Origin of the sequence: Shimia aestuarii (assembly GCF_900114635.1) — a bacterium.
Lineage (GTDB): Bacteria > Pseudomonadota > Alphaproteobacteria > Rhodobacterales > Rhodobacteraceae > Shimia > Shimia aestuarii.
Genome location: NZ_FOTQ01000005.1, coordinates 1 through 21,758, shown reverse-complemented (window position 1 = coordinate 21,758; position 21,758 = coordinate 1). Strand labels below are relative to the sequence as shown.

The 21,758-nt window shown below is 59.6% G+C and carries 22 protein-coding genes; 14 read left to right on the top strand and 8 right to left on the bottom strand.

Annotation, left to right across the window (positions count from 1 at the left end):
• Nucleotides 1-56: 56 nt before the first annotated feature.
• From BMZ35_RS12585 to BMZ35_RS12565, 5 genes are all read right to left on the bottom strand, one after another.
• Nucleotides 57-1,361, bottom strand: a complete 1,305-nt coding sequence (locus BMZ35_RS12585) for a branched-chain amino acid ABC transporter permease (RefSeq protein ID WP_093094217.1) — start codon at nt 1,359-1,361, stop codon at nt 57-59.
• Complete coding sequence (locus BMZ35_RS12580; RefSeq protein WP_093094216.1) at nt 1,358-2,368, bottom strand: branched-chain amino acid ABC transporter permease; 1,011 nt, start codon at nt 2,366-2,368, stop codon at nt 1,358-1,360. The genes BMZ35_RS12585 and BMZ35_RS12580 overlap by 4 nt, the downstream gene beginning before the upstream one ends.
• 3 nt (nt 2,369-2,371) lie before the next feature.
• Nucleotides 2,372-3,196 (bottom strand): ABC transporter ATP-binding protein, encoded by an 825-nt coding sequence (locus BMZ35_RS12575; protein WP_093094215.1) that lies wholly within the window; start codon nt 3,194-3,196, stop codon nt 2,372-2,374.
• Nucleotides 3,193-3,975 carry an ABC transporter ATP-binding protein gene (locus BMZ35_RS12570; protein ID WP_093094214.1) on the bottom strand — a complete coding sequence of 261 codons (783 nt, stop codon included), beginning with the start codon at nt 3,973-3,975 and terminating at the stop codon, nt 3,193-3,195. Before BMZ35_RS12570 ends, BMZ35_RS12575 begins: the two co-directional genes overlap by 4 nt.
• 112 nt (nt 3,976-4,087) lie before the next feature.
• The gene (locus BMZ35_RS12565) at nt 4,088-5,272 is read right to left on the bottom strand and encodes an ABC transporter substrate-binding protein (RefSeq protein ID WP_093094213.1); all 1,185 of its coding nucleotides are present in this window, start codon (nt 5,270-5,272) and stop codon (nt 4,088-4,090) included.
• A gap of 159 nt (nt 5,273-5,431) precedes the next feature.
• On the opposite strand from BMZ35_RS12565, the gene BMZ35_RS12560 reads away from it, so the two are divergent.
• The 3 genes from BMZ35_RS12560 to BMZ35_RS12550 all read left to right on the top strand — a co-directional run bounded on the left by BMZ35_RS12560 (nt 5,432) and on the right by BMZ35_RS12550 (nt 7,458).
• Entirely contained in the window at nt 5,432-6,535 is a 1,104-nt protein-coding gene (locus BMZ35_RS12560; protein WP_093094212.1) for a PQQ-dependent sugar dehydrogenase, read from the top strand.
• Nucleotides 6,536-6,700: 165 nt separating this feature from the next.
• The gene (locus BMZ35_RS12555; protein WP_131814371.1) at nt 6,701-7,006 is read left to right on the top strand and encodes a hypothetical protein; all 306 of its coding nucleotides are present in this window, start codon (nt 6,701-6,703) and stop codon (nt 7,004-7,006) included.
• 35 nt (nt 7,007-7,041) lie between these two features.
• Nucleotides 7,042-7,458, top strand: a complete 417-nt coding sequence (locus tag BMZ35_RS12550; RefSeq protein WP_093094210.1) for a hypothetical protein — start codon at nt 7,042-7,044, stop codon at nt 7,456-7,458.
• On the opposite strand, the gene BMZ35_RS12545 is transcribed toward BMZ35_RS12550, so the two are convergent.
• On the bottom strand, nt 7,459-8,460 hold the full coding sequence (locus BMZ35_RS12545; RefSeq protein WP_093094209.1) for a GlxA family transcriptional regulator: 1,002 nt from the start codon (nt 8,458-8,460) through the stop codon (nt 7,459-7,461).
• A gap of 171 nt (nt 8,461-8,631) precedes the next feature.
• Here BMZ35_RS12545 and BMZ35_RS12540 point away from each other — a divergent pair, with 171 nt between their 5' ends.
• Nucleotides 8,632-9,999, top strand: coding sequence for a class II 3-deoxy-7-phosphoheptulonate synthase (locus BMZ35_RS12540; protein WP_093094208.1), 1,368 nt, complete (start codon nt 8,632-8,634; stop codon nt 9,997-9,999).
• Nucleotides 10,000-10,097: 98 nt separating this feature from the next.
• Here BMZ35_RS12540 and BMZ35_RS12535 read toward each other — a convergent pair whose 3' ends face one another.
• Nucleotides 10,098-10,736, bottom strand: coding sequence for a PAS domain-containing protein (locus BMZ35_RS12535; protein WP_093094207.1), 639 nt, complete (start codon nt 10,734-10,736; stop codon nt 10,098-10,100).
• A 217-nt stretch (nt 10,737-10,953) separates the two neighbouring features.
• Between BMZ35_RS12535 and BMZ35_RS12530 the strand changes: the two genes are divergently transcribed.
• The 10 genes from BMZ35_RS12530 to phoB all read left to right on the top strand — a co-directional run bounded on the left by BMZ35_RS12530 (nt 10,954) and on the right by phoB (nt 20,485).
• The gene (locus BMZ35_RS12530) at nt 10,954-11,844 is read left to right on the top strand and encodes a YicC/YloC family endoribonuclease (protein WP_242654782.1); all 891 of its coding nucleotides are present in this window, start codon (nt 10,954-10,956) and stop codon (nt 11,842-11,844) included.
• A gap of 4 nt (nt 11,845-11,848) precedes the next feature.
• Nucleotides 11,849-12,490, top strand: a complete 642-nt coding sequence (gene gmk, locus BMZ35_RS12525) for a guanylate kinase (RefSeq protein ID WP_093094205.1) — start codon at nt 11,849-11,851, stop codon at nt 12,488-12,490.
• Nucleotides 12,490-13,011 (top strand): gamma carbonic anhydrase family protein, encoded by a 522-nt coding sequence (locus BMZ35_RS12520; RefSeq protein ID WP_093094204.1) that lies wholly within the window; start codon nt 12,490-12,492, stop codon nt 13,009-13,011. The genes gmk and BMZ35_RS12520 overlap by 1 nt, the downstream gene beginning before the upstream one ends.
• Nucleotides 13,012-13,124: 113 nt before the next feature.
• Nucleotides 13,125-14,180, top strand: a complete 1,056-nt coding sequence (locus BMZ35_RS12515; RefSeq protein ID WP_093094457.1) for an ATP-binding protein — start codon at nt 13,125-13,127, stop codon at nt 14,178-14,180.
• 128 nt (nt 14,181-14,308) lie between these two features.
• Complete coding sequence (locus BMZ35_RS12510) at nt 14,309-15,361, top strand: substrate-binding domain-containing protein (RefSeq protein WP_093094203.1); 1,053 nt, start codon at nt 14,309-14,311, stop codon at nt 15,359-15,361.
• Nucleotides 15,362-15,427: 66 nt separating this feature from the next.
• Nucleotides 15,428-16,900, top strand: coding sequence for a phosphate ABC transporter permease subunit PstC (gene pstC / locus BMZ35_RS12505; protein ID WP_093094202.1), 1,473 nt, complete (start codon nt 15,428-15,430; stop codon nt 16,898-16,900).
• A complete protein-coding gene (pstA, locus tag BMZ35_RS12500) occupies nt 16,897-18,240 on the top strand; it encodes a phosphate ABC transporter permease PstA (protein WP_093094201.1) in 1,344 nt (447 codons plus the stop codon). Before pstC ends, pstA begins: the two co-directional genes overlap by 4 nt.
• Before the next feature lie 17 nt (nt 18,241-18,257).
• Nucleotides 18,258-19,055 carry a phosphate ABC transporter ATP-binding protein PstB gene (gene pstB / locus BMZ35_RS12495; RefSeq protein ID WP_093094200.1) on the top strand — a complete coding sequence of 266 codons (798 nt, stop codon included), beginning with the start codon at nt 18,258-18,260 and terminating at the stop codon, nt 19,053-19,055.
• Nucleotides 19,056-19,068: 13 nt separating this feature from the next.
• A complete protein-coding gene (phoU, locus tag BMZ35_RS12490) occupies nt 19,069-19,770 on the top strand; it encodes a phosphate signaling complex protein PhoU (RefSeq protein ID WP_093094199.1) in 702 nt (233 codons plus the stop codon).
• A gap of 25 nt (nt 19,771-19,795) precedes the next feature.
• The gene (gene phoB, locus BMZ35_RS12485) at nt 19,796-20,485 is read left to right on the top strand and encodes a phosphate regulon transcriptional regulator PhoB (protein ID WP_093094198.1); all 690 of its coding nucleotides are present in this window, start codon (nt 19,796-19,798) and stop codon (nt 20,483-20,485) included.
• 179 nt (nt 20,486-20,664) lie between these two features.
• On the opposite strand, the gene BMZ35_RS12480 is transcribed toward phoB, so the two are convergent.
• Entirely contained in the window at nt 20,665-21,690 is a 1,026-nt protein-coding gene (locus BMZ35_RS12480) for an IS30 family transposase (RefSeq protein ID WP_093094197.1), read from the bottom strand.
• Nucleotides 21,691-21,758: the final 68 nt, after the last annotated feature.

Genomic DNA, 21,758 nt, shown 5'->3' with positions numbered 1-21,758 from the left:
ATTTTCTGGCAAAAGGAAGAAGGGCGCCCGGTTTGTGGGGCGCCCTTTTGATTTTCTTAGCGCTCGGGGATGAGGCCGCGCGGGCTGAACCGCAGGACCAGCAGGAGGATCACCCCCATGGTCAGGAGCCGCATATGGGCCGCACTGTCGATCAGGTGCTGCCGCAGGCCCGAGTCCTCGGCCATGCCGCTCGTGATCAGCTGCATCAGCCAAAGTCCGATCGGTTCGACCTGCACCCAGAGGAACCAGATCAGGAAGCCGCCCAGAACCGCGCCCAGATTGTTGCCCGAGCCGCCGACGATCACCATTACCCAGATGAGGAAGGTATAGCGCAGAGGCTGGTAGGTGCCCGGCGTGAGCTGACCATCAAGGGTGGTCATCATCGCCCCGGCGATCCCGCAGACTGCGGAGCCAAGCACGAAGATATGCAGATGGCGGCGGGTGACGTCCTTACCCATGGCTTCGGCGGCGACCTCGTTGTCGCGGATGGCGCGCATCATCCGCCCCCAGGGTGATTTCAGCGCGGCCTGCGCCATCAGGAAGATAACCAGCAGCACAATGGAGAACAGCACCGAATAGCCCAGTTTCACATAGAGGGTCGAGGCGGTGACGGGATCCAGACCCAGACCCTGTGCCCGCTCGACAAACGTGGCTGATTGCTGAAGGTCGATTTCGTAGGGCAGGGGCCGTGGCAGGCCGACAACGTTCTTCACGCCGCGCGCCAGCCAGTCTTCGTTCTTCATCACGGCAATGATGATTTCCGCAATCCCCAGCGTGGCAATCGCAAGATAGTCCGAGCGCAGGCCGAGCGCCGTCTTGCCGATCAGCCAGGCACCGCCTGCCGCGAGCAAACCGCCCACAGGCCAGGCCAGAAGCACCGGCAGGCCAAGCCCGCCAAGAAAGCCCGTGGCCGCCGGGTCGATCGCTTCAACAGCGGCGACACCGGGATCGAAGATCGCGCGGTAGATGAAGAAGCCGCCCAGCAGGATGCCAATCATGACAATACTGCGCAGTCGCCCCGGCGCGAGGTTCTGATAGGCCATGACGGCGGCAACGATTGTGCCCGCGCCGGCCAGCAGTCCGATGACCACGCGCGTGCCACCTGCCGCCCAGGCCTCGCCCACCGGGTCAACCGAGGTGAGGACGACGGCCAGACCGCCGAGCGCAACAAAGCCCATCACACCAACATTGAACAGGCCCGCAAAGCCCCATTGCAGGTTCACCCCCAGCGCCATGATGGCCGAGATCAGCCCCATGTTGAGGATCAACAGGGCCGAGTTCCAGCTTTGCATGATCCCGGTGATCAGGATCAGCACGCCAATGATCGCAAACAGCGCGGTGTTTTTCACTGTATCGCTCATACCGATTTCCCCTTGAACAGGCCGGTGGGCTTGAAGAGCAGCACCACGATCAGGATTACGAAGCTGACCGCGAACTTGTAATCCGTGCTCAGCAGTTGCACGAGGCCGGAAGGCTCGAGGCTCTCGGGCATCAGGTAGACCAGCACCTTTTTCCACGCATAGGTGATTGTGACCTCGGAAAAGGCAATCACGAAGCCGCCGGCGATCGCGCCAAGCGGGCTGCCGAGTCCGCCCACGATGGCGCTGGCAAAGATCGGCAGTAGAAGCTGGAAATAGACGAAGGGTTTGAACGTCTTGTCGAGCCCATAGAGCACACCCGCCGTGGTGGCCAGCGCGGCCACGATCAGCCACGTGTACATGACGACACGCTCGGGGTTGATGCCTGACAGCAGGGCCAGATCCTCGTTATCGGAATAGGCGCGCATCGATTTACCAGTGCGGGTTCGGTTCAGGAACCAGAACAGCAGCGCAACGCAGATCACCGCGACGACCACGGTGATGCCCTGTGTCGTCTTGATGGCCAGCCCCTCACGCAGCCCGGTCATGGCCTTGAATTCGCGGACCGAGATGATGAAGCGCTCGCCATCGGCGAATTTCTGGTCATTGGGGCCGATGATAAAGCGCACGAGTCCGTTCATGATGAACATGACGCCCATGGACACGATGACGAGGATCACCGGCTTGGCCTTTTGTTCGCGGTAGAAGCGATAGACGACCCGGTCCGTGAACAGGACAAGTGCCATGGTGCCAAGAATGGCAATGGGCAGGGCCAGTAGCGCCGTGGGCAGGGGGCCAAAGCTCACGCCCATCGACTGGAACCACCAAGTCACCAGAACGGCGATCATCGCGCCAAAGGCCATGGTGTCGCCATGGGCAAAGTTCGAGAACCGCAGGATGCCATAGATCAGTGTGACCCCCAGAGCGCCCAGCGCCAGCTGGCTGCCATAGGCGACCGCGGGGATGATCACGAAGTTGGAAAGCGCCACGATGGCGTTGAGGAAGTCCATTTGTCAGCCCCCCAGGAACGATTTGCGGACTTCTTCGTCCGCCAGAAGGTCTTTGCCCGTACCCGAATAGGCATTGGCACCCTGTACAAGGACATAGCCCTTGTCGGCAATTTCGAGCGCCTGGCGGGCGTTCTGTTCCACCATCAGGATCGGGATGCCGGTGCGCGAGACTTCGATGATGCGGTCAAAGAGTTCGTCCATGACGATTGGCGACACGCCCGCCGTGGGTTCATCGAGCATCAGCACTTTGGGTTTGGTCATCAGCGCGCGGCCCACGGCGACCTGCTGACGCTGACCGCCGGAGAGTTCCCCGGCTGCTTGGTGGCGTTTTTCGTGCAGGATCGGGAATAGGTCATAGACCTGTTCCATGGTTTCCGTGAAATCGTCGCGCCGGATGAAGGCGCCCATTTCAAGGTTCTCTTCCACCGTCATCGAGCCAAAGATGTTGTTGGTCTGCGGCACAAAGCCCATACCCTTGACCACGCGGTCCTGCGGCGAGAGGTTGGTGATGTCTTCGCCATCAAGCCGCACCGACCCCTGACGCAGGTCCAGCATGCCGAAGACAGCTTTCATTGCGGTGGATTTGCCGGCGCCGTTCGGGCCAACAATCACCGCGATTTCGCCGGGATCAACGGAAACGGTGCAGTCATGCAGGATGTCCGGGCCATTCTTGCCATAGCCGCCGGTCATGCTGTCGCCGATCAGGAATGCGTTTTGGGTGTGCATTTCCTTGCCCGTGCCAACAGAGGGGCGCAACTCGCCGCCGCCCTTGGCATTCGTGATCGAGGCGTCCTTGTTGCCCCGGTCGCCATATTCGCCGTTGCTCATGCCCCCACCTTGTCCTTGTTCTTGAGACCCGTGCCGAGATAGGCCTCGATCACCTGTTCGTTGGCCTTGATCTCGTCCAGTGTGCCTTCGGCGAGAACCTTGCCCTCGGCCATGCAGATGACCGGGTCGCAGAGGCGGCCGATGAAATCCATGTCGTGTTCGATCACGACAAAGGTATAGTTGCGTTCCTTGTTCAGACGGATGATCGCATCCCCGATCGTGTTGAGCAGGGTGCGGTTCACGCCAGCTCCGACCTCGTCAAGGAAGACGATCTTGGCGTCCACCATCATCGTGCGCCCCAGTTCGAGCAGCTTTTTCTGACCGCCCGAAACCTGACCGGCCTTGTGGTCGGCCAGATGTTCGATGGTCAGGAATTCAAGCACCTCGTCCGCCTTGGCCCGCAGCGCGCGTTCCTCGTCTGCGATGCGCTTGCGCCCGAACCATGTATTCCAGAGGGTTTCGCCCGATTGGCCACCCGGCACCATCATCAGGTTTTCCCGGCACGACATGGACGAGAATTCATGCGCGATCTGGAAGGTGCGCAGCAGCCCCTTGTGGAACAATTCGTGCGGCGGCAATCCGGTGATGTCCTCACCATCCATCGTTACCTTGCCCGATGTCGGTTCGAGAACCCCCGCAATCACGTTGAAAAGAGTGGTTTTTCCGGCGCCGTTAGGGCCAATCAAACCAGTGATGGAGCCCGGCTCAATGCGCAGGGTCGCCCCGTCGACGGCCCGAAACCCGCCGAAATGCTTGTGAACGTCTTCGACGACGATCATGACTGTCACCCCCCCGTCATGTATGTTTTGGTCGCGATTCTGGCCGCGCCTTATATATGGAAAAGCAGCCCGGACAAGCCGGGCTGCCTCATTTTTTCAGCTTATCACAAAATCAGCGATATTGCGCCGTGGTGATCTTGCCGCCTTCGATGACGATCTCGCGATAGCCACCGGCAGCTTCGCCGCCACCGATCAGCTCAACAGCGGTTGCGCCGACATAGTCGATCTCACCACCTGCGGCGAGGATCTCGAGACCCTTGGCCAGTTCACCGGTACCGATCTTTTCGCCCGGCGCGTTGGCCACGTCCATGATCTTGCCTGCATAGGCGCTCGGATCGCTCGAACCGGCGGCCTGCATGGCCAGCATGATCAGGGCAGCCGCGTCATAGCTTTCGCCGATGTAGGGGCCCGAGGAATCATAGGCGTCCGAAGTGATCGCCTTGACGATCATATCGGTGTTGGCCGCTTCGCCACCAGGAACGGTGCCAACCGAGCCTTCGATTTCGTCGCCAAAGGTGGTTTCAAGTGCGGCGCCGATCATGCCGTCCGGCAGGGCGAACATGTCAAATGCGCCGGTGTCCAGTGCGGCACGGATGATACCAGGGCCACCCTGGTCGACGTAACCCGCCACGATCAGCACATCACCACCCGCCGAAGCCAGCGCGCCAACTTCTGCCGAATAGTCCGCTTTGCCGTCTTCATGCGAGGTCATCGCGGTAACTTCACCACCTGCTGCTTTGAACGCGCCGGCGATGCTGTCGGCAAGACCCTTGCCATAGTCGTTGTTGGTGTAGGTGATAGCCGCCGACTTGATGCCCTTGTCCATCAACACGTCCGCCAGAACCTGACCCTGACGGGCGTCCGAAGGCGAGGTGCGGAAGAAGAGGCCGTTATCCTCGGCATCCGACAGCGCGGGCGAGGTTGCAGATGGCGAAATCATCACCACGCCGTTAGGCACTGCGACGTTGGCCAGAATGGCGCCGGTGACACCGGAACAGTCGGCACCGACGATGCCCTTTACCCCGTCCGAGGTGATCAGGCGTTCGGCAGCGGCGGTTGCAGCACCGGAATCAACACAGGTCGAGTCGCCCCGGATCGGGGTCACGGTTGCGCCGCCCAGAAGTTTGCCCGAATCCGACACTTCTTTCATGGCCAGTTCGCCACCGGCAGCCATGGCGGGGGTCAGCGATTCAATCGGGCCGGTAAAGCCCATGATCACGCCCAGTTTGATCTCTTCCGCCGAGGCAACCCCGGTCAAAAGAGCGCTTGCGGCAGTCGCCAGAAGCAGTTTTTTCATTGTTTGTCTCCCAAGTTGGTCTTTTTTCCGATGGTGAGCCTAAGCGCGGATATTTGAAAAGAAAAGGGGCATCTGACCATAATTTGATCACCTGAACGACACCGGTTCCTGCGTGGCTATGGTAAGGTGAAACCCCGATATCATAGACGGAGAAACCCCATGTTACTGCGCGCGCTCGTCGCTTTCTTTCTGCTTGCCCTGACTTCATTGGCACAGGCGCAATCCATTGAAACCTCGGTAGGTGCGTTACGGGTAGAGACTATGGCAAAGGGTCTCAAAACACCCTGGGGGTTTGCCTTTCTACCTGATGGCGGCGTGCTGATCACTGAACGGGGCGGCAACATGAAACGCCTGACGCCAGATGGACAGGTGACAGCCATTTCGGGCGTGCCCAAGGTGCATGCGCAGGGGCAGGGCGGGTTGCTGGATGTGCTCGTTCCCCGTGATTTCGCGCAAACGCGGCATGTCTTTCTGAGCTACGCCAAGAAACAGCGTGGCGGTTCCGGCACCGCCGTCGCCCGTGCGCGCCTCTCGGAGGATGGGCACCGCCTGACGGATTTGACCGTCATTTTCGAAATGACCCCGGGCAGCAGCGGTGGACGCCATTTTGGCAGCCGCATTGTCGAGGCGCGGGATGGGACTCTGTTCGTCACCATTGGAGAGCGGGGCGATCGCCCATCGGCACAGGACCTGTCGTGCCACAATGGCAGCATTGTCCGCATCACCAAATCGGGCGCGGCCCCTGCGGACAATCCTTTTGCGGCTACGACGGGTGCGCGACCTGAAATATGGTCCTACGGGCATCGCAATCCGCAGGGCGCTGCGCTGGATGCGCAGGGGCGGCTTTGGGCCGTGGAGCATGGCGCCAAGGGCGGGGACGAGATCAACCGCATTCGCAGGGGGGCCAACTACGGCTGGCCGGTCATCGCCTTTGGGCGTCACTACACCGGAGGCGCGATTGGCGAAGGCACCGCCAAGCCGGGCATGGAGCAGCCCGCATTCTACTGGGACCCGTCGATTGCGCCTTCAGGCATGGCCATCTACTCGGGCAAGCTCTGGCCCGAATGGCGCGGCCATATCCTTGTTGGAAGTCTCAAATTCGACCATATCGCGCGCCTGTCAGGGACGCCGCTGAAACAGCGTGAAACGATCCGATCCGCCCGCACCAAGCGTGTGCGGGACATTCGCGAAGCTCCGGATGGAACCTTATGGTTCCTGTCCGAAGACCAAGGCGCACTTTACCGCATGAGCCCGGGCGGCTAACCTCTTTTCAGAACGTCCCTTTCATCTTTGCCCATAGGATTTTTCATGCTTCGAATGTTGGCTCTGGCCCTTTCCCTGTCCCTTTGTTTGACGACCCCGAGCGCGGCACAAACCAACCAACGCACGTTGTTCAATGAAAGAGTGGCCCAGTTCAACGAACTGATAATGGGCGGGAAGCTAGGAACGGCGCTGTCACATGTCCGCTCCGAGCTTGAGCTGGACGAGGAAGAGATCGCTGCTCTCAATGAAAACCTGCAAAACTTGTACGAAGGGGATTTCGTCGGTCACGCCACGGTGCGTTCGGAAACGCTCAAAGGCGGGTTTCGTCAGGAAATGATAGGTTACTGGACGGAAAAGGGCGAATATTTCTATGTCTATTTCCTGCTGCACACCCGTGAAACCGGGGGCAACCGGGATGTGCTCGAATTCCGATATGGAACCGATTTCAACGAACTATACGCCCTGTTCTGATCATTCCGTCCGTTTGGCGACGGAAAGGAGCCACGATGTCCCGATCCCATCTTGCCCTTGTGTGCGGCCTGCTTGCGCCACTGGCCGCCCAGGCTCAGGAATCGGTGTTCACCGACTATGCCGACTATGCCCGTTACGTCGACGCGCGCGTCATGAATCGCGATTTTGTGCCCTTGGTCAAACGACTGGGCGGCAACAGCAAATATACCGACGCCGAACTGAACGCGATCAACGTGCAGTTGATGAATGCTATGCAGCGTGATTTCACCAATGTGGCGGTGATCAAGAGCGTCGATCTTGGCAACGGGTTCCGGCAAGAAGCGCGTGTCTATTGGCACGACCGGTTGGGCTATACCTATTTCTATGCGTTTCTGCACGACCGCGGCGACAGCCTCGTGGTGCTGCGCTTTGACCTCAATACAAATTCGAACACGATCTTCGAGAAGTTCTGATCAGATGGACAGCCGCGCAGCGTGGCTGCCGCGCTCGCGATAGGGCGTGGTGTCGTAATGCGCGCGATAGCACTTCGAGAAATGACTGGGCGAGGCAAAGCCACAGGCCAGCGCCACGTTGATCACGCTCATATCGGTCTGCATCAACAGGTTCCGCGCCTTTTGCAGGCGCAACTCCATGTAGTACCGCTTGGGTGAGCGGTTCAGGTAACGCCGGAACAGACGCTCCAGCTGACGCGTGGACAGCCCGACCTCCTTGGCCAGCAAAGAGGGGCTGATTGGTTCCTCGATGTTGGTTTCCATCATCTGGATGACCATGCTCAGCTTGGGGTGACGCACGCCGATGCGGGTCGGCACGCTCAGGCGCTGACTGTCCTGATCGGTACGAATCGAACTGTAGATCTGTTGATCTGCCACCCAGTTGGCCACGTCTTCGCCAAGGTCGTCGGCGATGATCTGCAGGAAAAGGTCGATGGACGATGTGCCCCCGGCGGTGGTCAGTCGATTTCCGTCGATCGCGAAGACTGCCTTGGACAGAAAGACCTCTTCGAACTCTTCAGCAAAACTGTCCTGATTTTCCCAGTGAATCGTCGCCTTCTTGCCATCCAGCAAACCGGCCTTGGCCATTATATACCCGGCCGTGCACAAACCCGCGATCCGCGACCCTTTACGTGCTTCGCGCCGAAGCCAGTTCAGCAGTTTTTTGGTCGCGGCTTTCTGGATGTCGATTCCGCCACACAGCACGATCGTGTCGTCCCGATGCAATTCCTCAAGATCACCGTCAAGCTTGAACGTGGTCCGTGTCGAACAGCTGATCGTATCGCCGCCTTCACCGACCAGTTTCCACGTATAGTAATCCCGCCCAAGATTGCGGTTGGCCAGACGCAGGCAATCCAGCGCCGAGGCAAAGGACAACAGCGTAAAATCTTGAAGAAGGACGAACACGAAACGCCGGGTTCCGGTCTGCGAAGATACGTCTGGGCGGGGTGCCTTGAGGGCCATGGCTGCCTATCCTGAGTCCCCGTCTTTGACGGTCTGCTTGTGGTCTTCTAATGGACATCGACTTTAGCGCCAAACACACAGGGCGCGTCAAGGGCGCATATTTCAACTGTGGCGCTTGCTCAAGAGCTTTTGTATAAGGCGGGCTCAACCTGTCCAACCGGAGTAAAGACAATGGCAGAATGGCAAAAATCTGACTGGCGCAACAAGCCGCGCGTTCAGATGCCTGACTATACGGATACCGAGGCCCTGCACGCCGTCGAGGCGCAGCTCGCAAGCTATCCGCCGCTGGTCTTTGCCGGAGAAGCGCGGTCGCTCAAGGCGAAACTGGGGGCCGCATCTCGCGGTGAAGCCTTTATGCTGCAAGGCGGCGACTGTGCCGAAAGCTTTGAACAGTTCTCGGCCGACGCGATCCGTGACACGTTCAAGGTGATGCTGCAGATGGCAATGGTGCTGACCTATGGCGCCAAGGTGCCTGTGGTCAAGGTGGGCCGCATGGCCGGCCAGTTCGCCAAGCCCCGCTCGGCGCCGACCGAGGTGGTCGATGGTGTCGAATTGCCCAGTTATCGCGGTGACATCATCAACGAGCTGGATTTCACCCCCGAGGCCCGCATTCCCGATCCCAAGAAAATGCTTCAGGCTTATACGCAGGCCGCTGCAACGCTGAACCTGTTGCGGGCATTTTCGACCGGGGGCTATGCCGATGTGCACCAGGTCCACGCCTGGACGTTAGGGTTCACCGAAAGCGAAAGGGCCGCGGATTACCGCGACATGGCCAACCGCATCAGCGACACGCTTGATTTCATGCGCGCTGCGGGCGTGAGCAGCAGCACGTCGAGCGCCCTGCGCACAGTGGATTTCTACACAAGCCACGAGTCACTCCTGCTGGAATACGAAGAGGCGCTGACACGCCTCGATTCGACGTCCGGGAAATGGTTGGCCGGATCGGGCCACATGATCTGGATCGGCGACCGTACCCGCCAGCCGGACGGAGCGCATGTCGAATTCGCGCGCGGCGTTCTGAACCCGATCGGCCTGAAATGCGGCCCCACCACAACGGCGGACGACCTCAAGGTTCTGATGGAGAAGCTCAACCCGGAGAACGAAGCCGGGCGTCTGACCCTGATCGCGCGTTTCGGTGCCGGATCCGTGGGCGAACACCTTCCGCGCCTGATCAAGGCCGTTCAGGAAGAAGGCGCCAATGTTCTCTGGACCTGTGACCCGATGCACGGCAACACGATCAAATCGGCCACGGGCTACAAGACCCGCCCGTTCGACAGCGTGCTGCGCGAGGTGCGAGAGTTCTTTGGTGTGCACAAGGCCGAAGGCACCGTGCCGGGCGGGGTGCATTTCGAGATGACCGGCCAGGACGTCACCGAATGCACCGGGGGCGTGCGGGCCGTGACCGAAGAGAACCTGTCGGATCGCTACCACACAGCGTGCGATCCGCGTCTCAATGCGTCGCAATCGCTCGAACTGGCCTTCCTTGTTGCCGAGGAACTGTCCAATCTGCGCGAAACCCGCGCGGCCGAAGCGGTCTGATCCGGGCTGCAAGCAGCTGTTAAAAAAGAAAAAGGCGGGGTGCCATGTCCAGTGGGCCCCGCCTTTCCTTTGGACGAATGGGTTCTCCTATTCGTCCGTCAACTCTTTTCCACCACCAGCCGGAGATGCGCGTGCCGTGTCGGCACGGTGTTCGCGGTGATATATTCGGCCTGCGGTGCGCGCGACGTGATCCGGTGCTTTTCCTCACCCCCGTTGATCCTGCGCAGGAAACTGCCCTGGAGGTGGAAACTGCGCGGCGCCCGCCCCGGGCGCCCGTCATGCACCAGCACACCCAGAACCCGTGTCACGGTGCCGTCATCACCGCGCAGCGGCAACAACAACATTTGCGCATCCAGCGCCGGTTTGCCAAAGCTGCCGTCGGCGCGGAAATGCAGATTGGCCCTGGCCGGTCCGGAAAACACGTCCTCTAGTGTTCGGCGAAACGCCTCTCGCGTGTCCGATGAAACCAGTGCGGAAACCGGCATGCCCTGCATTTCCATACCCATCAGGTCAGTCAGCGTCTGTCCCGCAACGCGGATGCGCGCCATCCCCGGCGCAATCCGCTCCAGAATGAAAGCATGTTTGAGCGCGCGTTGAATGCCTCGCGGATCGATATCGGCGCGATAGGGCACCTTGTTGTCGTTTCGCAAAGCCTCCCAATAGGCGCTGACCTCGCTCAGCACCGGATGGTTGCGCAAATCCGTTACGTTCGATTTCCTGCCACGCAAAAACGCCATTTCTCTCACCCCAGGCCAATGATGACGGCCCCGGAACCACACCTCAACTCACGGTGCTTAACCTTTGGCCCATCTTTCTTACCACTTCGTTAATATGGCCAATTTTCTCCAAAATGGGATAAAAACCGTTGCGAATGGTTAACTGCCCTTGCGGACTGGTTGCTCCGGACAGGCGAATGGCATTAGGTGCAACCAAGGAAAACGCAAGGAGACAGGTGTGCTGCAATCAATGACGGGCTTTGCTGCGCTCAAGGGCAGCCTTGGTGCCCATAGCTGGACTTGGGATATTCGCTCCGTGAATGCCAAGGGGCTGGACCTGCGCCTGCGGATGCCGGACTGGATCGAAGGTTTGGAGCCGGCGGTGCGTGGCGCGCTTGGCAAATCAATGTCGCGCGGCTCGGTCAGCCTTGGTCTGCGGGTGCAGCGCGAGGAATCAGAAGGCACGCTGACACTCAACCGGGCGCAACTTTCAAACGTGCTTGCCGCCTTGCACGAGGCCGAAACGCTGGCCGCCGAGCAGGGAATCGCACTTTCCGCGTCGCGCAGCGCCGACATTCTCAACGTGCGCGGTGTTCTGGAAACCGCCACGGATCAGGACGACAGCAATCCCCTGCGCGAGGCGCTCATGGCCCAGTTGCCAGACCTGATCGAAGCGTTTCTTGACATGCGCCGCGCCGAAGGGACGGCGTTGGAAACCGTGTTGCGCACCCAGCTCGACGAGATTGAACGCCTGACCGCAGACGCCACCGTGGCGGCCGAAGCCCGCCGAGCGGAAACCGCCGAAGCCCTGCGGGCCAACCTCGCGCGGGTTCTGGAAAATGCGGATGGCGTTGACGAGGCCCGCGTGGCCCAGGAACTGGCGATGATCGCGGTCAAGGCCGACGTGACCGAGGAACTGGATCGCTTGCGTGCCCATGTCGACGCGGCGCGGGATCTGCTGTCCAAGGGCAGCCCCGTCGGACGCAAGCTCGATTTCCTCATGCAGGAGTTCAACCGCGAGGCCAACACGCTCTGTTCCAAGGCGCAATCCGTCGCGCTGACCCGGATCGGGCTGGATCTCAAGACGGTGATCGACCAAATGCGCGAACAGGTTCAAAACGTGGAATAATGACATGACCCCAAGACGCGGCCTTCTCATCATCCTGTCTTCTCCTTCGGGGGCTGGCAAATCGACCCTCTCCAAACGCCTGCGCGCTTGGGACCCGACCATCCGGTTTTCGGTTTCGGCCACAACCCGCAAGCCCCGCCCAGGTGAGGTCGATGGGCAGGATTACCACTTCATGTCCGAAGAACATTTCAAACGCGACGTGGCCGCAGGGGACATGCTGGAACATGCCCATGTCTTTGGAAACTTCTACGGCTCGCCCAAGGGGCCGGTGAAACAGGCAATCGACGCCGGTCAGGACCTTCTGTTCGATATCGACTGGCAGGGCGCCCAACAGGTGCGCAACTCGGATCTTGGCCAGCACACCCTGTCGATTTTCCTTCTGCCGCCCTCGATCACCGAACTGCACCGCCGTCTGGTCAGCCGTGGACAGGACAGCGACGAGGTGATCGCCAAGCGGATGCAGAAAAGCTGGGACGAGATCAGCCACTGGGGCAGCTATGACCACGTGCTGATCAACGATGACCTGGACGCCACCGAACGCGACCTGATTTCCATCGTTACCGCCACCCGACTGCGCCGCATCCAGCAACCCGCGCTCGTGGATCACGTGCGCAAGCTTCAAGCCGAATTCGAGGAGATGCAATAATGCCGATTTACGAACTGGACGGGGTGCGCCCCAAGATCGCTGAAAGTGCCTGGATTGCGCCGGATGCCAATATCATCGGCAATGTCGTGATCGAAGAGGGGGCCTCGGTCTGGTTTGGTTGCACGCTGCGTGGCGATAACGAGCAAATCGTGATCGGCAAGGGTACGAACGTGCAGGAAAACACCGTCATGCACACCGATCTCGGTTTTCCGCTCCTGATCGGCGAAAACTGCACGATTGGGCACAAGGTCATGCTGCACGGTTGCACGATTGCCGATAATTCGCTGATCGGCATGGGAGCCACTGTTCTGAACGGTGCCCGGATCGGTACAAACTGCCTGATTGGGGCAGGGGCCCTTATCACCGAAGGCAAGGAAATTCCCGAGGGATCGCTTGTCATGGGCGCGCCTGGCAAGGTGGTGCGTACGCTGGATGAGAAGGCGCTCAAGGGGCTGGAATTTTCGGCGCTGCACTACCAAGACAATGCGCGTCGCTTCAAAATGGGGTTGAAGGAAGTGTGATTCACACGAAGAGGTGATGGTAACAGTTTGAAAAACATGTGGAAATAGCCTGTCATCAAACTGTTACATCTACACTGTTGGGTCAGTCCGTCGATTCGCTGGTTGCAACCCTGATGGAAAACACGCTGATGGCCGAACACTTTGACCTGTCTTACCTGGAGGCGATTCCGCTGCCCGCGATTTTCGTGGGTCAGGACGCACGGGTAGCGGGGGCCAACGAACGGGCGGTTTCGCTGCAGCCCCAGGCGCGCAAGGACCTGCCCTTCATCCTCGTATTTCGCCAACCGGCGCTGAACTCTGCGGTTGAAACCTGTCTGGAGACACGGACGCGTCAGAGGGCGGTTTATTTTCACAATGAAGGGCCGCAGGAACACCGTTTCAACGTCACCTGTGCGCCGGTACAGGGCACTTTCGGGCGGGGGGCGGTGATCTGCTTTCGCGATGTGACCGAGCTGCGACAGCTCGACCAGATGCGCCGCGATTTTGTCGCCAATGTGAGTCACGAACTGCGCACACCGCTGACCGCGATCCTTGGCTTCATCGAAACCCTGCAGGGTCCTGCACGCAACGATCCTCAGGCGCAAGAGCGGTTCCTCAGCACCATGGCCGACGAGGCCAGCCGCATGAACCGGCTCGTCGGAGACCTGTTGTCGCTCAGCAAGGTCGAGGAAGTCTCGCGCATGCGCCCTACGGATGCGGTGAATCTTGGGGATCTCGTGCGCTCTGTCGTGCGTAACCTGATGCCGCTGGCCACGGATGCCGGCTCAACGCTCGATTTTCTTGCACCGGGCGGGGCGATGATCGTGCCGGGCGATTCCGATCAGCTCATGCAAGTGGTGACGAACCTGATCGAGAACGCGCTGAAATATGGCGGGCAGGGCACCCATGTGACGATCCGGCTGGACGAAGTCGAACGAGACCGCAGCCTGCGCGGCCCGGCCATCTGTCTTTCCGTGAAGGACAATGGCCCGGGAATCGATCCGGTGCATATTCCGCGCCTGACCGAGCGATTCTATCGTATCGATTCCCACCGTTCGCGGGAAATGGGTGGCACCGGCCTTGGCCTTGCGATCGTAAAGCACATCATCAACCGCCATCGCGGTCGCATGGCCATTGAAAGCGCGCCCGGAGAGGGAAGCACTTTCCGGGTTTTTCTCCCAAAACTCTGAGTTTTTTCGACCTCGACGGCAACCGTCATAAAACCGTTACGTTCGTGTCACAAAAGCTTTGCCAGCGCGTCCTAATTCACGCTCCGAGACTGATCTTCTGACAGTCAGAGACAAATGGAGTAATTTACATGTCCGTCAAACTGACCGCATCCGCCCTGGCAATTGCTGCCGTCGCCGCCACCTCTGCCGCCGCGCGTGACCAGGTTCAGGTGGCCGGGTCGTCGACCGTTCTGCCTTATGCGTCGATCGTTGCCGAAGCCTTTGGTGAAAACTTTGACTTCCCGACCCCGGTTGTTGAATCGGGCGGGTCCTCGGCAGGTCTCAAGCGCTTCTGCGAAGGTGTGGGTGAGAACACCATCGACGTGGCCAACGCCTCGCGCAAGATCAAGGACAAGGAAATCAAGGCCTGCGCCGAAAACGGCGTGACCGACATCATCGAAGTGCGCATCGGCTATGACGGCATCGTCTTTGCCAGCGACATCAACGGCAACGGCTTCGAATTCACCCCGACCGACTGGTTCCTGGCCCTGTCGGACAAGGTCATGGTTGATGGTGAGCTGGTTGCCAACCCGAACAAAACCTGGGCCGACGTGAATGCCAACTTCCCCGCCCAGCCGATCCAAGCATTCATTCCGGGCACCAAGCACGGCACCCGCGAAGTGTTTGAAGACAAGGTGATCCTCGCAGGCTGCGAAGCCACCGGCGCGTTCGAACACCTGCTGGCCCATGCCGAAGGCGACACCGACAAGGCCAAGAAGAAAGCCGCCGAGAAAGCCTGTATCTCGCTGCGCACCGATGGCGTGTCGGTGGACATCGACGGTGACTATACCGAAACGCTGGCACGCATCGAAAGCAACAAGGACGGCATCGGCGTCTTTGGTCTGGCCTTTTACGAGAACAACACCGACAAGCTGCAGGTTGCGACCATGTCGGGCATCGTTCCCTCGACCGAGTCGATCGCAACCGGCGAATACCCGGTGTCGCGCCCGCTCTACTTCTACGTCAAAAAAGCCCATATCGGTGTGATCCCCGGCCTGAAAGAATACGCTGAATTCTTCATCGCCGACGAGATCGCAGGCCCCGACGGCCCGCTGGCCGAATACGGTCTGGTTTCGGATCCCGAGCTGGCCGACACCCAGTCCGCCGTTGCGGACGAAGCCATCATGGGCTCCAACATGTAATCGACCTTTCGGGCGGCGCATCCACGTGCGCCGCCCGTTCCATTCCAAACGCATAGGCTTTCCTCCATGCCTGTTTCCTGGCTTGTCCTGATCATCCTCGCCCTTGCAGTGGCGGGGTATTTTGTTGGACGCTCGCGCGCTCTGAGCTCTGTTCAGGGAGACGGGCGCAACCTGCATTCGCTGCCCGTCTATTATGGCGCCAATGTCGCGATCAGCGTTCTGGCGCCCGCGCTTGGTGTTCTGGTGCTGTGGTTGCTGGCCCAGCCGATGCTGATCGAACGGTCCGTATCCGGCCTTTTGCCCGCCGAACTGATCCCAGAAGGATCGAACCTGAACCTCGTCATGGCCGACGTGCGCCGCGTGGCCGATGGTCTGGATGCAGCTGTCGGGCAGGGCGCGCTCTCCAATAACGAGGCTAATGCATTGCGGGCCGAGGATACGGATATCCGGGCGCTTCTGGGGGAGGTCGGCGTAGCGCTGGGGCAGGAGGTTCGCCCCGAAGTGCTGAACGCCGCACAGAGCTATCGCAGCCTGTCTCATACCGGCAATCTGGCCATGACCATCGTGGTGATCACGCTTGGGCTGGTTGGCTTTGTCCTCTCGGTACGCAACAGCCACGGGGCCTATCGCGCCCGCAACGTGGTCGAACGCGCGGTTCTGATCCTCTTGATGTCAGCGGCCTCGCTGGCGATCCTGACCACTGTCGGCATTGTTCTGTCGATGCTGTTTGAATCGATCAACTTCTTCCGGCTGCATTCCGCGGCCGACTTTTTCTTTGGAGACACATGGGCGCCCAACTTCCGCGGCGACTCGGACCTGTCGATCCTGCCACTCTTGTGGGGCACGCTCTATATCTCGTTCATCGCGCTGCTGGTGGCCGTGCCCGTGGGCCTCTTTGCCGCGATCTATCTGTCGGAATATGCCGGCCCAAAAACCCGCGCCATTGCCAAGCCGCTCCTGGAAATCCTCGCCGGGATCCCGACCATCGTTTACGGTCTTTTTGCGCTGCTGACCGTTGGGCCCATGCTGGTCAACCTGTTTGGCCAGAACGGTGCATTGGGTGTCGACTGGATGTCGGGTGCGACCTCGGTCCTGACCGCCGGGGCGGTGATGGGCATCATGCTCATTCCCTTTGTCAGCTCGCTTTCTGACGACATCATCAACGCTGTACCGCAATCCATGCGTGACGGCTCGCTGGGTCTTGGCGCAACGCCGTCGGAAACCATCCGCCAGGTGGTGATCCCAGCCGCCTTGCCGGGCATCGTCGGTGCCATCCTGCTTGCTGCCAGCCGTGCGATTGGTGAGACCATGATCGTGGTCATGGGGGCAGGGGCCATTGCCAAGTTCTCGCTCAACCCGTTTGAGTCGATGACAACCATCACCACCCGGATCGTCAGCCAGCTGACCGGCGACGGCGATTTCGCCAGCCCCGAAACCCTCGTGGCCTTTGCCCTTGGCTTGACGCTCTTTGTCCTGACCCTTGGCCTCAACGTGCTCGCGCTCTTCATCGTGCGCAAATACCGGGAGCAATACGAATGAGTGACGCCTCTATGCCCACCGCCACGCCCCATGGCTCGATCCACGAACAGGATGCGCGTACCAAGCGGCGCAACGCCGCCGAAAGCCGGTTCAAGGCCTATGGCATCATCGCCATTGGCATTGGCCTGCTGATGCTGCTCGCGCTGGTCTACACGATCCTGTCCAAAGGTGTTGGCGCGTTTCAACAAAGCTTTATCACGATGCAGGTCGAGCTTCTGGAAAGCAAACTCGACAAGACCGGCGAACGCGACATCGAAAAGATCAAGAAGGTCACCACGTTCGGCTATGCGCCGCTGATCAAGACCGCCTTTGAAAAGACCACGGCCGAGAATGGCATCGAAACGGCGCTCAAGTCCAAGGACATGGCCAAGATGCTGTCGAAATCGGCAGCGGCCCAGCTGCGCGACTATGTGATCGCGAATCCCGAGAAGATCGGGGAAACCATCGAGTTCCGCTTTCTCGCCAACAGCCGCATCGATGGTTACCTCAAGGGGCGCGTGACCCGTGACAGCATCGCCAACGACAAGAACGTCACCCCGGCGCAGCTTGATTTCGCGGATCAACTCATCGCCGCGGGCGTATTGAAAAAGACCTTCAACATCGATTTCATCATTGGCGCCGACGCCTCTGACCAACGCCCCGAAGCCGCTGGCATGGGGGTGGCGATGATGGGGTCGCTGTTCATGATGCTCGTGGTCCTCGCGCTCGCGCTGCCAATTGGCGTTGCCGCCTCGATCTATCTCGAAGAGTTTGCACCCAAGAACTGGATCACCGACATTATCGAGGTCAATATCTCGAACCTCGCCGCCGTGCCGTCGATCGTGTTTGGTATCCTTGGCCTTGCGGTGTTCATCAACTACATGCACCTGCCGCAATCCGCACCGCTTGTGGGCGGGCTTGTGCTGACGCTGATGACCCTGCCGACCATCATCATCTCGACGCGCGCCTCGCTTAAATCGGTGCCGCCGTCGATCCGGGATGCGGCGCTGGGGGTAGGGGCCTCCAAGATGCAATCCGTGTTCCACCACGTCCTCCCGCTGGCCGCGCCCGGGATCCTGACCGGCACCATCATCGGTCTGGCGCAGGCGCTTGGTGAAACCGCGCCGCTGCTCCTGATCGGTATGATCGGTTTCATCGCCTCCAACATGCCCGAAACCATCGGCGAAGGGCTGTTGTCGCCAAACTCCGCAATGCCGGCCCAGATCTATGAATGGGCCAAACGCGCCGACCCGGCCTTTTACGAACGCGCCTGGGGCGGAATTATCATCCTCTTGATCTTCCTGATCTCGATGAACACTCTTGCAGTCATCCTGCGCCGGCGGTTCGAGCGCCGCTGGTAAGCAAAGGAACCCGACAAATGTTTGACGCACCCACACCAGGGGACACCATGGTCCAGACCGACACTAAAATCTCCGCCCGCAACGTTCAGGTCTACTATGGCGATACCCATGCCATCAAAGACGTGAACGTGGATATCGAGGCCAAATCCGTGACCGCCTTCATCGGGCCGTCCGGTTGTGGCAAGTCGACTTTTCTGCGTTGTATCAACCGGATGAACGACACAATTGATGTATGCCGCGTTGAGGGTGACATCCTTTTGGACGGCGAAGACATCTATGACAAGAAGGTCGATCCGGTCCAGTTGCGCGCCAAGGTGGGCATGGTATTCCAGAAACCCAACCCTTTTCCAAAGTCGATCTACGACAACGTGGCCTATGGTCCGCGTATCCACGGCCTTGCCAAATCCAAGGCCGATCTTGACGAAATCGTCGAGAAATCCCTGCGCCGCGGCGCCATTTGGGACGAGGTCAAGGATCGCCTGCAAGCGCCCGGCACAGGTCTGTCGGGTGGGCAGCAACAACGCCTTTGCATTGCCCGCGCCGTGGCCACCGAACCCGAAGTTCTGCTGATGGACGAACCCTGTTCTGCGCTCGACCCGATCGCGACCGCGCAGGTGGAAGAGCTGATCGACGAGCTGCGCAACCAGTATTCGGTGGTAATCGTGACCCACTCGATGCAACAGGCCGCGCGCGTCAGCCAGAAAACCGCGTTTTTCCACCTTGGGAACCTTGTTGAATACGGCGACACCTCGCAGATTTTCACCAACCCCAAGGATGAGCGGACCGAAAGCTACATCACGGGCCGTATCGGCTAAGGAGCGAGACGAGATGAACGAAGAACAACATATTGTCTCGGGGTTTGACCGGGATCTTGAGGCCATTCAGGCCAAGGTGATGAAAATGGGCGGGCTGGTCGAAGCGGCCATTCTGGACGCCTCGAAATCGCTGAAGAACCGCGACGAAGAACTGGCCGAGCAGGTCCGCAATGCCGATCAGGCGATTGACGAACTGGAAGACCAGATCAATGCCGATTGTGCTCAGGTTCTCGCACTGCGCGCGCCCACGGCAGTGGACCTCCGTGTCGTGCTATCTGTGATGAAAATCGCCGCGAACCTCGAACGCATTGGCGACTATGCCAAGAACATGGCCAAGCGAACCTCGGTTCTGGTGCATATGACTCCAGTCGAAGGCGCGCGTGGCGGACTGCGGCGCATGGCCCGCGAAGTGCAGCTGATGCTCAAGGACGTACTGGACGCCTATATCCAGCGTGATGCGGAACTGGCGCGTGATGTACTCGAGCGGGACCGCGACATTGACCAGATGTACAACGCCCTGTTCCGTGAGTTCCTGACCTTCATGATGGAAGATCCGCGCTATATTTCGCCCTGCATGCACCTGCATTTCATCGCCAAGAACACCGAGCGGATGGGCGACCATGTGACCTCGATCGCAGAGCAAGTGATTTATCTCGTGACGGGGCAGATGCCGGAAGACACACGCCCCAAGGCAACCCGCATCGAGGCGGAATAATCTAACACGACGGAGCACTTTCGCCATGGTCAAAGATCATCCCACCGTCCTTGTCGTCGAAGACGAACCCGCACAGCGAGACGTGTTGACCTACAACCTGCAGGCCGATGGCTTTGAGGTGCAAACCGCCGCCGACGGCGACGAAGCGCTCTTGATGGTTGAAGAAGTCAATCCCGACATCATCGTGCTCGACTGGATGCTGCCTGGCACTTCCGGCATCGAAATATGCCGCCGCCTCAAGACTCGTGCGGCTACAATGGCGATTCCGATCATCATGCTTTCCGCGCGCAGCGAAGAGGTGGACCGGGTGAGGGGGCTGGAAACCGGCGCCGACGATTATGTGGTGAAACCCTATTCGGTGATGGAACTCATGGCGCGGGTGCGCAACCAGTTGCGACGGGTGCGTCCTGCGGCCACCGGGCAAAGGCTTGAGTTTGATGACATCGTGCTGGATGCGGAAACCCACCGTGTCACGCGTCAGGACAAGCCGCTAAAACTCGGACCGACCGAGTTCCGTCTCCTGACGACGTTCATGGAAAAACCCGGTCGCGTGTGGAGCCGCGAACAACTTCTGGACCGTGTCTGGGGCAGGGACATCTATGTCGACAGCCGTACCGTCGACGTGCATATCGGGCGTCTGCGCAAGGCGTTGTGCGTGCATGGTGGCGAGGATCCGTTGCGCACGGTGCGCGGCGCTGGATATGCGCTTGGTTAAGAATCCCGGCGACTATGTGAAATTGTGGAACAGATAGTCGCAGGCGGAGAAGGACTCTTGTATTCTCTTACGCTGGATTTGATGACCCTTAGGATTCCCAGTTGCGATACAGGTTAAGTTCTGCCTGTAGGGGATTGTATTAAAGCCATAAAATGTGAGCGATAGTTGAACTGCGACTCCTATTGCCTTCGAGGGTAGGGAGATCGGCCGAGTTCCACCATCATCTTTTCCCTGAAGACCTCCGCTGGCGTTTTCCACCCGAGGCATTTTCGGGGCGTGTTGTTGAGCCGGTCGCAGATCTGTTTCAGTTCGTGGTCTGAGACGGCCGTGATGTCGTGTTTTCGGGGCAGCCATCTTCGAACCCGGCGATTGGTGTTCTCGACAGTGCCTTTCTGCCAAGGCGAGGAGGGGTCACAGAACCACGTCTGCGTTCCGATCTCGGCCTGAAGGTGCGGCCAGCTGACGAACTCGGTGCCGCGGTCGAAGGTGATAGATTTGCGCGCCAGGTGGGGCAGGTCACGCACCGCTTTCATAATCTTGCCCATGACGGGTTTGGTTCGTTTGTTCGGGTTCTTCAGCAGCACCGTGAACCGGCTGACCCGCTCGACCAGCGATGTGACGTTCGATTGCCCAAGGCTCTGTTTGAACAGCATCAAATCGCCTTCCCAGTGGCCGAACTGGCGGCGATGGGCAACATCATCCGGACGGAACAGGATGCTGACATCGCGGTCAAACTTGGGCGCCTGGCGTTCCCTGGCACGGCGGGGACGGCGATACTTGCGGTGGTTTGGCAGATACCACCACAGCTCCTGCGCCATGCCTTCCTTGGAATAGATGTACCGGTAGATCGTTTCCTGACAGACGCGCAGCCTTGCGCCTTCATAGATCATTCGGTTGCCGATCTGTTCAGGCGTCCACCCATGCTTGAGCCGTTCCACAACTCTTTTGAGCAATTGCGGATAGCGGATCAGCTTGCGCTGCCGCGCACGCCGATCGGCTGCCATCAGATGGGCGGCAGCACCATAGTAGCCGTCACACTTAGGCATGCATTCATCGCTGAAAAAGTTCCGCTTGATCTCGCGGTGGATCGTGGCTTTCGAGCGCTTCAGCACACGCGCCATCTCGCGAACAGGGACCTTAGCATGTCGCCAGCGTTCGATTCTGCGGCGTTCCTCAATGCTCAGTTGCGTGTAAACAGCTCCCATGGCACAATCTCCTCATTAGATAACTCATTGTTTTCTAATAGGAGTCGCACTTGAAGGTAGCGCGCACC